This window comes from Massilia mucilaginosa, from assembly GCF_011682145.1.
Lineage (GTDB): Bacteria > Pseudomonadota > Gammaproteobacteria > Burkholderiales > Burkholderiaceae_D > Telluria_A > Telluria_A mucilaginosa.
Window position 1 is genome coordinate 1 of sequence record NZ_WHJH01000092.1, and the last position, 11286, is coordinate 11286.

The 11286-nt window shown below is 65.3% G+C and carries 10 protein-coding genes; 1 reads left to right on the forward strand and 9 read right to left on the reverse strand.

The annotated features are described in order from the left end of the window. Nucleotides 1–362 precede the first annotated feature (362 nt). Together F2P45_RS33065 and F2P45_RS33070 are read right to left on the reverse strand one after the other, a co-directional pair. Nucleotides 363–1868 (reverse strand): response regulator, encoded by a 1506-nt coding sequence (locus F2P45_RS33065; RefSeq protein ID WP_166882459.1) that lies wholly within the window; start codon nucleotides 1866–1868, stop codon nucleotides 363–365. Nucleotides 1869–2043: 175 nt separating this feature from the next. Further along, nucleotides 2044–2781, reverse strand: coding sequence for a DNA-formamidopyrimidine glycosylase family protein (locus tag F2P45_RS33070; protein WP_166882460.1), 738 nt, complete (start codon nucleotides 2779–2781; stop codon nucleotides 2044–2046). 158 nt (nucleotides 2782–2939) lie between these two features. Here F2P45_RS33070 and F2P45_RS33075 point away from each other — a divergent pair, with 158 nt between their 5' ends. After that, entirely contained in the window at nucleotides 2940–3446 is a 507-nt protein-coding gene (locus F2P45_RS33075) for a DUF3016 domain-containing protein (protein ID WP_166882461.1), read from the forward strand. 27 nt (nucleotides 3447–3473) lie between these two features. Here the strand turns inward: F2P45_RS33075 and F2P45_RS33080 are convergent, their stop codons facing one another. From F2P45_RS33080 to F2P45_RS33110, 7 genes are all read right to left on the reverse strand, one after another. Further along, the gene (locus F2P45_RS33080; RefSeq protein ID WP_166882462.1) at nucleotides 3474–4412 is read right to left on the reverse strand and encodes a hypothetical protein; all 939 of its coding nucleotides are present in this window, start codon (nucleotides 4410–4412) and stop codon (nucleotides 3474–3476) included. A gap of 26 nt (nucleotides 4413–4438) precedes the next feature. After that, nucleotides 4439–4927 (reverse strand): hypothetical protein, encoded by a 489-nt coding sequence (locus F2P45_RS33085; RefSeq protein ID WP_166882463.1) that lies wholly within the window; start codon nucleotides 4925–4927, stop codon nucleotides 4439–4441. Nucleotides 4928–4936: 9 nt separating this feature from the next. Then, entirely contained in the window at nucleotides 4937–5539 is a 603-nt protein-coding gene (locus tag F2P45_RS33090; RefSeq protein WP_166882464.1) for an RNA polymerase sigma factor, read from the reverse strand. 63 nt (nucleotides 5540–5602) lie between these two features. Continuing rightward, on the reverse strand, nucleotides 5603–6046 hold the full coding sequence (locus tag F2P45_RS33095; RefSeq protein WP_166882465.1) for a thioesterase family protein: 444 nt from the start codon (nucleotides 6044–6046) through the stop codon (nucleotides 5603–5605). A gap of 81 nt (nucleotides 6047–6127) precedes the next feature. Beyond that, a complete protein-coding gene (locus F2P45_RS33100) occupies nucleotides 6128–7567 on the reverse strand; it encodes a PQQ-dependent sugar dehydrogenase (protein ID WP_166882466.1) in 1440 nt (479 codons plus the stop codon). Between the two features lie 88 nt (nucleotides 7568–7655). Then, a complete protein-coding gene (locus tag F2P45_RS33105; RefSeq protein WP_166882467.1) occupies nucleotides 7656–8861 on the reverse strand; it encodes an MFS transporter in 1206 nt (401 codons plus the stop codon). 138 nt (nucleotides 8862–8999) lie between these two features. Beyond that, the gene (locus tag F2P45_RS33110) at nucleotides 9000–10985 is read right to left on the reverse strand and encodes an EAL domain-containing protein (RefSeq protein WP_166882468.1); all 1986 of its coding nucleotides are present in this window, start codon (nucleotides 10983–10985) and stop codon (nucleotides 9000–9002) included. Nucleotides 10986–11286 lie beyond the last annotated feature (301 nt).

Genomic DNA, 11286 nt, shown 5'->3' on the forward strand with positions numbered 1-11286 from the left:
CGGCAGCGGTCTGGGGGCGCATATCGTGTACAACCTGGTGACCGGGCCGCTGGGCGGGTCGGTCAAGGTGGACAGTGCGCCGGGGGAAGGGCTGCATTACCGCTTGCGGTTTCCGCAGAGCCGGAAGCAGGGTACGGCTGTTACTGCGGCTTGAACAGCGTCAACGAGGCGCCTTGGAGGGCCTGCCACTGGGAAAAATGGCAACGTTAAACTTGTCAAGCAGCGCTCCATACGTCGGATGATTCTTCACCGGCATCACTGCTGACGATCTTTCCAGACCGGAGCGTTCGAACAGGATAATTGCCGGCCTTAAAATAGCGTTGCGGGCTTAAGTAAGTGCGTATTAATTCTTGTCATTTCTACTAGTCCGGCCAGCGCCGGTTGATATCGACCGCCGCGTCGATATTGGCAATCAGCAGCTCCACGAACACCGGATCGAGATGCTGGCCCGACACTTCGCGCAGGTGCGCCACGACCTCCTCCACCGGCCAGGCTTCCTTGTAACAGCGCTTGTGACTGAGCGCATCGAACACGTCGGCCACCGCCACGATGCGCGCGTAAATATGAATGTCCGGCCCCATCAGGCCCTGCGGATAGCCGCTGCCGTCGAACTTTTCGTGATGCTGGTGCGCGATCACCGCCGCCGCCTTCAGAATCGGGCGCGACGAGCCATCCAGGATCGACAGCCCCACCGTCGGATGCTGCTTCATGATTTCCCATTCCTCGGGCGTGAGCTTGCCGGGCTTGAGCAGCACCGCGTCGGGCGTGGCGATCTTGCCGATGTCGTGCATCGGCGCTGCGTGCATCAGCACCGCCGTTTCGTCCTCCGGCATGCCGGACGCCTGCGCCAGCATATGGCACACCTGCGACATGCGGCGCACGTGGTTGCCGGCCTCGTTCGAACGCGATTCGACCACGTCGCCCAGGCGCATGATCAGCTCGGCCTGGGTATCGGTGATCTCTTGCGTCAGCAGGATATTGTCGAAGGCGATCGCCACGCCGGAACAGAACACTTCCAGCAACTGCGCGTCGATATCGGCAATTTCCTCCACGCCCTTGAGCACCAGCAAGGATGCCTTGCCGCTGCTGTTCGGGAAGTAGCCGACGAAGGTGTCGCCATGCAAACGCGAAATGCGGTTGCTGCGCGCATCGTCGAGCTGGGCCATCAGTTCGGGGCCGAGCATGGACTCGCCGATGTCGCCGATCTGGGCCAGCACTTCGTATTCGCTCTCGCCGGTAATGACGCTGGCGCCCGACAGGCGCAGCAGCATGCTTTTTTCCAGGCGCAGCAAGGCCACGACTTGCTGCAGCAAGCCGCTGGCGAAGTCTTTCAGATTGCGCTGCTGGAAAATATGCGCCGAGGCCGCGATCACCCGCTCCAGCCCTTCGCGATAATTGGCTTGCAGCAGGCGCGCTTCTTCGACCTTCATGATGTCGCGGTAGGCGCGCAGGGCGGCGAAGGTGGTGGTGAACAGTTTGGTCCGGTCGAGCTCGGTCTTTTCCTTGTAATCGTTGATGTCGTAATTGACGATCACGCGCTCTTCCGGCGCCTGCCCCGGCTGCCCGGTGCGCAGCACGATGCGGGTGAACTGGTTGCCCAGGTCTTCGCGCATCCAGCGCGCCACTTCCAGGCCGCTGTCGTCGTTTTCCATCACCACGTCCAGGAACACCAGCGCGATATCGGTCTCGCGCGCCAGTATCTCCTTCGCTTCGGCACCGGTGTAGGCGTGCAGGAAGGTCAGCGCACGCCCGTCGAGGCGGAAACGGCTCAGGGTCAGCTTGGTGATGTCGTGGATGTCCGGCTCGTCGTCGACAAGCAGGACTTTCCATGGAGCGAGTTTGGGCGTGGCGGATGACAGAAATGACATGAACGGGTTCCGATACCGGTGTGTGGCGAGGCAAGCGCATCGACAGCCCAAGGCCGGCCCGTGACGCGCGGGGGGACCGTTCGATTGTAGACCGACTGCACTCTATTAACAACAAGCAATACAGAACCCATCGTGCATGCGGCGCTATTTTTTCAAGGATGTCGCGCGCACGCCATCAAGCATAGCGTTTTTGGCATCGCTCGCAGTAAAACGCGCGCCGTTTGCTCAGGCCCAGATTGCCTTTTAAGAAAGGAATGCCGCAGCGCGGACAGGTGCTCTTGCGGTGCGCCAGCCAGTGTTGTTTCAGCACGTATTGCTTTTTCCATTCGAGGAAATCGAAGCTGTACTGACGGGCTTGCTCAACCAGGGCGCGCAGCTTGGGCGCCGGCAGCGCGCCGATGGCCGAGAGCGGATGCAGGCGAATCCGGAACAGCACTTCGTTCTTGATGATATTGCCCACGCCGGCGAAGATGGTCTGGTCGAGCAGGGCGTCGCAGGCCAGCATGGCGGGCGCGGCGCGCAGCTTCTTGCGCGCCTTGGCCGCGTCCCAGGTGGGCGACATGATGTCGGCATCCCAGTCGTAGCTGGCGTCGAGGCCGGGTTCGATGTGCTTGACCGAGCAGGCGTAGAAATTGAGTTCGCTGCCATCGGCGAACGCGAGCGCCATGCGCGGCGGCGTTTCCTTGCGCTCGTTGATGCGGTAACTGCCGAACAGCATGAAGTGAATCCGCAGCACCGTGTGCGGCAGTTCGATGAGGAAATGCTTGCCCCAGCTGCGCAGCGACACGATCGGCTGCCCCTCCAGGCTGGGCAGGTCGACGGTCTTGGTGTTGCCGCTGGCGCGGACGATTTCCTTGCCGACGAAGGCAGTGGTTTCTTCACGCAGGATGACGAGCGATGGTCCTTCGGGCACGGTGATCTCCTTTTTTTCGATTCTGGATCGAAAGCGCGAAGGGCACCGTGAGGCGGCTAACATGTCGATACAAACGGCGACAATGCGTGCACCGACAGCATTGTCAAAAGCGCGTATATTCATCGTGAAGAAGCGCGTTGCGCATCGAAAGGAACAACATGAAAAGCGTATTGACGAAGGTAGTACAGGCAGGCGCGCTGGCGGCCGTGATGGCCCTGCCGGCCATGGCGGCGGTGTCGTATGTCGAGCCGGAGCGCTTTACCGACGTGCCGTTCACGCCGTGGGAGCGCGAGCGCGTGCTCAAGCAGTTGACGGCCCACTTCGACAAGCTGGCCGCCAGCCTGCCGCCCGGGCAGGAATTGAAGGTGGACGTGCTCGATGTCGACCTGGCCGGCCAGACCAGGCCGAATTTTCGCGGCGGCCAGGATCTGCGCGTGATGAACGGCGGCGCCGACTGGCCGCGTATCCACTTTCGCTACAGCATCACCGAAGGCGGCAAGATCATCAAGTCGGGCGAGGAAAAGCTGAGCAATATGCAGTACCTGCAACGCATGAACCATTACGGTAACACCGAGCTGCTGCGCTACGAAAAGCAGATGCTCGATGACTGGTTCAAGCAGGCTATGGGAATTGACGCGGCCGCGATGCGCCAGGCGACGCGTTAAACCGGTGCTCCAGCCTGCCGGTCCAGCTTAGCGATTGCCGGCCGCCGCCCTGGCGCGCTCGGCCAGCACGTCCCTGACGGTGTAGTCCGGCGGGACGACAAACAGCGCCGCCGGCGGTTCCTCGCGCTTTATATTGCTCAGCCGGTAGATGCGCTCGCCGCTGCGGGGATCGCTGTGCTTGCTGTACACGGTCACCTTCAGCTCGGGCGCGTACCAGCTTTCGTACGACACCACGATGGCATGGCGGTTGCCGACTTCGCCGGCCGGAATCTCGTAGGTGCGCAGCTTGCCGTCGGCCTTGATGCCCTCGATCTCCTTGCTGCCCAGCTCGCGCGTGGCGGCCTTGGCGGACCAGCGCACGTCCCCGAACGCGCCCGCCATGGCCGGCCCGATGCGCGCACCGGCCATGCTGTCGGCGATCTGGATGCGCACCTTTTCCTGGAATTGCTTGCGGGCGTCGCCTTCGGCCCGCTCGACGCCTTTGACGATCACTTTGTCGCCCGCATCGGCGCGGCGCTCGGGCAGCTTGCCTTCGGCGCGCAGTTGCGCCACCCTGGCCTGCGCCGCGCTGGCGGCGGCGCGCGCGGCAGCGCTCGGGTCGGCCACCCTGGTCGCGCTTTTCTGGCGCGGGTTGAGAATGTAGGTGACGCCGTCGGCCGGCTGGTACAGGGTGACCGAGCGCACTTCACCGTCGGCAGCGCGGATTTCCTGGCGCGTGCGTCCGGCGCTGTCGCGGTAGTTCATGGTGCTGCTGGTGCGGCTGATCTCGTTGCCGTCGGCCAGGCGCTGGAGCTGTTCCGAAACCGCCTCGGCGCTGTACGGCGCATTCTTGACGGCCTTGCCGTGCATCGGCATCAGCGGACCGGTGAAGCGCAGCGGATCGGGCGGCGCGGCCACGGCGGCCTGCGCCCCCGGCAGCAGCGCGCCGCCGAGCAGGACGGCGAACAGGAGGGAAGTGGTGTGCATGGTGGTCCTCTTTCGGTGGAATCGGCTTATTGCGAACTCAGGCGTAGTGCCAGCGGCGAACCGTCGGCGCCCACCAGCATCTCGGCGCGCACGACGTCGCCCGCCGTTTCCGGGCTGACCGGCACGCCGAGCGCCGCCAGTTCGGTGCGTTGCAGGCTCGCTTCGAGCATGCGCGGATGCGTTTCCTGCTCGATGCGCTCCTGCGATGCCAGCGCGATGAAGGCCGGGCCGTCGTCGAGCTGGAATGGCGCGCTAGCGTCGGCGGCGCCGGGCACGCGCAGGATCAGCAGCGCCAGCGCGGCCGCCGTTGCACTGCCCAGTCCGACCGTCCAGCGCCACTGCGCGGGCGACCAGCGCTGGTACCCGCGCTGGTACCAGCGCTTGCGCGCACGCTGCTGTGCAAAGGCCGCCATCAGCGCTTGCTCCACGCGCGGCGGCGCGCTGCACTCGGCGGTGGCGCTGCGCAAGGCGGCCAGCGGGGCGGCCAGGGCGGGGTCGATGGCGTCGTGGTTCATGGTGCTCTTTCAGATGGACTCTTGCAGGGCGGCGGGACGGTGCGCGGCCAGCCGCTTGGCCAGGGCGGCGCGCCCGCGCGAGAGGCGCGAGCGCACGGTGCCGATGTCGACCTGGCAAATATCGGCAATGTCGAGGTAGGACATGTCGTGCAGTTCGTACAGGATGACGGCGTCGCGGTAGTGCGGCGCCAGTTGCGCCAGCGCGCGCCGCACCTGCTCGGCTGTTTCGTTTTCCAGCAGGCGCGCCAGCGGTTCGCCATCGTCGCTGGCAAGCTCCTGGGCGGACTCGTCATCGGGACCGGCGTCGGGCAGGCTGGACAGGCGCAGGCGCGGCTGTTCATGCTTGAGGATGAGCTTGCGCGCCACGCCGAACAGGAAATTTTGCAGCAAGCCGCGCAGCGGATCGTAATGGAAACTGCCGGTCAGCAGCCCCATGAACACTTCCTGGACGATATCGGCCGCCGTGTCGCCCGAGCCGGTGCGCAGCAGGGCGAAGCGGTACACGGGCGCCTGGTGGCGCTGGTACAGGGTCTGGAACGCCGCGCTCACGCCATCGCGCAGCTGGCGCAGCAGTTCGGTATCGGTGGCAAGGGTGGCGGGCGGCATGGTCATGGGGATCTCTTCCCTGTATTGCCGCCAAGTGAGGAAAAAGTTCCAACTAAATAGCGGCCCCCGCTAATCAATCCAGTTCACGCGCGGAAATTTGGCGCGGAACTCGTCCGGCATGGTCACCACTTGCGTGGTTTTGTAGTTGAAAAAGACAAAGCCCGACTTGGCCATGGTGATCTCTTTCTTGTCGCGCGGACGGGTGACGCGGAAGATGATGTCGCCGCCGTACTTGTTGAAGTCCATCACGCCGACCTCGAACAGCAGCTGGTCGCGCGCGTGCGCTTCGGCGCGGTAGGTGGTGGCCAGGTCGGTGACGATGATGCCGGTGCCGTCGCGCTCGGTCTCGGCGACGCCGAATTCGTACAGGAAACGCGCGCGCGCCTCGGAAATCATCGAAATCATCGAATCGTTGCCGAGGTGGTTGGCACCGTTGATGTCGGTGACGCGCACGGTCAGCGGGGTGGTGTAGTAGTACTGGTCTTCCGGAAAATCGAGAATCAGGCGGGCCATGGTGTCGGTTTGGTGAACGGGGCAAACGTCGATTCTAGCGCGTCTCGCCGCGCCATGCCGCCTTGTTACCCGCACGCCCCTTCAAGCCGTGGGTGCGCGCACGATCCGGTACAGCTTGCCCGTGGCGGCGATCAGGTACAGCTCGCCGTCGCCATCCAGGCCGAACGATTGAATCGACCCGATGTCGGGAATGGTCCAGCTGGTCTGTTCAGTGGCGCTGTTGTCCTTGTACAGGAAGCTCTTCAGGTAGCCGCCGCAATAGTCGGAATAGAAGTAGCGTCCGGCCAGTTCCGGCATCGCCTTGCCTCGGTACACGAAGCCGCCCGTGATCGAGCAGCCGTTGACCTTGTTCGTGCCGTGGTCGTACTCGAACACCGGCAGGGTCAGCCCGTTCTTGTTGCAGATGGCCGCGTTGTAGCACAGCGTGCCTTCCATAATGTTCCAGCCGTAGTTCAGGGCGGCCTGGTCGACCCCGGCGATGTTGACTTCTTCGCGCCTGGCCTGGCCGACGTCGGCGATGTACAGGCGCTCGCCGTCGAAGGCGTAGCGCCACGGATTGCGCAGACCCGAGGCCCAGATCTCGGCGCGGCGGCTGCTCATCCCGACGAACGGATTCGAGGGCGGAACCACGTACGGCTGCGCGCCGCGCGAATCGGCCACGTCGAGGCGCAGCATCTTGCCCAGCAGCGAGGTAGTGTTTTGCGCATTGCCCTGCGGGTCGCCGGAACCGCCGCCGTCGCCGGTGGCCAGGTACAGGAAGCCGTCCGGCCCGAAGCTGACCAGGCCGCCGTAGTGGTTGGTGGGGCCGGGATGGGGAATGCGGATGATTTCCAGCACCGCCGACGGCTCGGCCAGGTTGCGGTTGACCGACGATACGCTGTGCCGCTCGACCACGATATTGTTGGCGGCATCGGTGTAGTAGATGAAAAACCAGCCGTTGGTGGCGTATTTGGGATGGAAGGCCATCGACAGCAGCCCGCCTTCGCCGACGGCCGCGACCCGGTTGCGGATGTCGAGGAAAGGCGTGCCGAGCAGCGCGCCATCCTGCATGACGAGGATGCGCCCGCTGCGTTCGACGATGAACTGGCGCGTGTCGCCGGCGGGCGCAGTGAGGAACACCGCGCCGCTCACGCTGGCCACTTCGCGCACACTCAGCGCCAGGGTGCTGCTGCTGTAACTGATGTTGACGACGGCGGTGCCGCCGGCGGCCACGGTGGCGCTCTGGACCGGTGCGCTCGCGCTCCAGGTCAGGTTGCCGCTCAGGATGCTGTCGGCGGTGACGGTGTAGCTGCCGGGCGCCAGGCCTGACAAGGTCTGGCCGCTGCCGATGGTTTTTGCGTACGAAGCCGGGCCGCTGATGCGCACCACCGCGGGCAGGCCGGCGGGCAGGCTGGCAAGGTTGACGGTCAGCGCGCCGTTGCCGGCGGGGGGCGTGGACGGCTCGTCGTCGTCGGAGCCGCAGGCGGACAGCAGGAGCAGGGCCAGCGTGGCCAGGATGGTCCGCAGGTGCAATGTGAGCATGTCAATCTCCGGGAAGGATGTTCAACCGTCTTGAGCGATTGACAATACGGGCGGGCCAGGCGCCGGTCTGTGCGCCATCGCACGCCGTTCAGCGCAGCCGCGCGGCCGTGCCGCTTTGGCTGCGCACCGCCAGCAGGTACAGCACCAGCGACGCCAGCGAAAAGACCAGCAGCAGCGAAAACAGCAGCGCCGGCGAGGCGTTGAACTGGAGCAGGGTGGCGATCGCGATCGGCCCCGCCGCGCGCGCGACCAGCGCCGGACCGGCCAGGGCGCCGGAAATGGCGCCATAGTTGCGCGCGCCGAACAGCAACTGCGGCACGGTACCCCGCACAATTGTCAGGATCCCGTTCGAGAGTCCGTACAACATGCAGAACAGCGCCACCGCCACCTGGTGCTGGCCCCAGAACAGCACGGCCAGCAAGGCGCCGGGCAGCACCGCGAAGCAGACCATGCCGACCGCCTGCGGCCGCGCGTTGCGGGCAAAGCGCATTTCGCCGAGGCGGCCGGCAACCTGCATCGGCCCGATCAGCGCGGCCATCCACACCACGTTCGACAAGGCGTGGCCGTACGATTGCAGGATTGGAATCAGGTGCACCGACAGCGCCGAGAAAATGAAACTGTTGGCCGAAAAGGCGAAGGCCAGCTTCCAGAAGGCGGGATGGCGCAGCGCTTGCCCGAGGCTGAAATCGGCGCCCTCCGGCGCTTGCTGGTGCACCCTGGCGGCCGCCTGCGGCTGGCCCAGCAGCAGGTGCAGCGGCAGGCATAGCAGCAACTGCGCCAGGCCGTAGATCAGGAAGGTGTGGCGCCAGCCCGCCATGCCGTTCAGTTGCACCGTCAGCGGCCAGAACACGGTGCTGGCGAAACCGCCGAACAAGGTGACGCTGGAGATGGCCCGGCGCGCCTGGACGCCGAACTGGCGGTTCAGGGTGGCGAAGGCGGCTTCGTACAGCACGGCCGACATCGACGCCCCGAGCACGCTCCAGGCCAGGTAGTAGCCCACGATGCCGCGGGCCTGGCTCAGCAGGATGAAGCCGAGTCCGCACAGCAGCGAGCCGCCGGCCATCACCAGGCGCCCGCCGTGGCGGTCGATCAGGATGCCCGAGGGGGTGGCGGCGAGGCCGGCCACCAGCAGGCACCACGAAAAGGCGCCGAACACGGCGGCCGGCGGCAAGGCCAGGTCGCGCGCGATGTCGTGCGCCACGATGGCGAAGGCGTAGTACAAGGTACCCCAGGACAAGACCTGGGTGACGGCGAGGATGGCGATCGTGTTGCGGGTGCGGGGTGGGCTGTCCATGGGGGCTGCTTGCTTGCGGTTGTTGGCGCAAGGGCGCACCGGACGATTGTACGGTCAAGACGGAAATATTGCTGGCGGTCATTCGGGTTCGGCGACCGGCGAGCGGCGACCGGCCACGCGCGCGCCAGCGGCGCCGCTTCAGGCAATCTGCATCGGCCGCTCCTGCAACATGGCTTCGAACGCATCGGGCGGGAGCGGCTCGCCGAACAGGAAACCCTGGCCGTAATCGCAGCCGGCCCGGCGCAGCATGTCGTATTGCTGTTCGGTCTCCACCCCCTCGGCAATGACTTTCAGGCCCAGCTTGTGGGCCATGACGATGATGGCCTCGCACAGCGCCACGTTGGCCGCATCGTGTTCCAGGTTGTAGACGAAGGACTTGTCGATTTTCAGGTAGTCGAGGTTGAACTTGCGCAAGTAGGAGAGCGAGGAATACCCGGTGCCGAAATCGTCGAGCGAGATCTTGATGCCCGCCTGCTGGAACGCCAGCAACTGCTTCATCACCGCGCTGTTGGAGGCCAGCAGCAGCCCTTCGGTAATCTCGATGCCCACCTCGGGCGAGCCGCTGGCGCCGCTGGGGTCGAAGCTGAGGTCGGTCAGCCAGTGGCGGCAGTTTTCGCCGTTGGTGTGATAGAACTGGGCCGGCGAGACATTGACATTGACCGTCAGTTGCTGGTCGAAGCGGCGCCAGCGGCGTGCGTGCGCCAGGGCCTTGCGGAACACCCAGTTGCCGATCGTGACGATCTGCCCGGTGTGCTCGGCGATGGGAATGAAGTCGACCGGGCTGACCGCGCCGCGCAGGGGATGCAGCCAGCGCACCAGCGCCTCGGCCTTGCGGATGAGGCCGGTTTTCATGTCGATGATCGGCTGGAAGTAGACCGTGAGCTGGTCGTCGTCGATGGCGCGCCGCAACTCGTTGCTGATCGCCATGCGCGCCTGCGCCGCCTCCTGCATGCTGGGCGTGAAATAGGTAAAGCGGTTGCGGCCGTTGTCCTTGGACTGGTACATGGCCTGGTCGGCGTTGCGCAGCAATTCGCCCGCCGTTTGCGCGTCGCGCGGGTACATGGTGATGCCGATGCTGGCCGAAATGTAGGCCAGCTCGTTGCCGAGCAAGAAGGGCTTGGCCAGGTCGTTGCGGATTTTTTGCGCCACGTTGGTGACCGTGTCGACAGTGTGCAGGTCGCTCAGGGTGATGGTGAATTCGTCGCCCCCCAGGCGCGCCACCGTATCGCTCTCGCGCACAAAGGTTTGCAGGCGCTGCCCGACCTGCTTGAGCAGCATGTCGCCGACCTGGTGGCCGAGCGTGTCGTTGATTTCCTTGAAGTGGTCGAGGTCGATGAACAGCAGGGCCAGCGGCAGCCCGCTGCGGTTGGCCTTTTTAATGTCCATTTCCAGCCGGTCCTGGAACACGTTGCGGTTGGGCAGGCCGGTCAGGCGGTCGATGTTGACTTCGCGCAGGGCCTGTTCGATCAGGCGGCGGTCGTGCACCTCGGTCGAGAGCGAATAGGCTTGCTGCTGCAGCGCGGCGATGGTGCGCTGCAGGGTTTGCACGCTGGCCGTGGGGTCGTAGCTTTCGGCCGGCAGCACATGCGTGTGCAGGGTGCACACTTCGTCGAACATGGGCGCGTCGGCCGCGGCCGGAAAGGCGTTGAGCGGATACGCGCACAGCAGTTCGAAGTCGAACTGGCGCTGCAGGTTGTTGAAGAAGCGCTCGACCCGGATGGCGGCGTCGTGCTTGCCCACGGCGTTGAGCGAACAGTGCGAAGTGGCGCACAGGATGGCCACCATTTCGCCGAACACGCACACGCGGCCCTGGTGCCGCTCGCTGGCCTTGCGGATGACGTTGCCGATGGCGCTGCGGAAGCGCCGCTCGTCGGGCAAGCCGTTTTCCATGAACATGGGCAGCATGTGGTCGGCGTGCAAGGCGAGATAGCCGCCCCCGGCGCTGCGGCCCTGGGCGTCGACCAGGCTGCGCGCGTTCAGGCTCTCGTGCAGCATGTCGAGGTGGGTGCTGGTGGCGATGGCAATGCCTTTGTCGCCACGCTCAAGGGCGTCGCCGATGTAGTCGGACAGGCCTTTGATGAGAAAGACGTCGTCCTCGTAAAACTGGACCAGATGATCGTTCATGCGCATCGTCGCAAACGGGTGAATGAACTGGTTAGATATGGCGTGACGGGATAAGTTCCCGGCACGCGTTAATGCGCTTGACTTAAGCTCCGTCGTCCCCCCCCTGGGGGGGGCGCCGGGGGGTGGGCGGGGGGTGGGGGCGGGGATGGTGGCGCCCCCGGGCCCCCGGGGGCCCGCCACCCGCGGCGCGCCCGCATCGTCCAGGGCTGGTCGCGCCGGCTGGTGGGCATCTGCGGCGTGACTGTGGCGCCGTCGACCGGGGTGCCGGCGCTGGCGCACGCGATGGTGGTGGCCAATCATG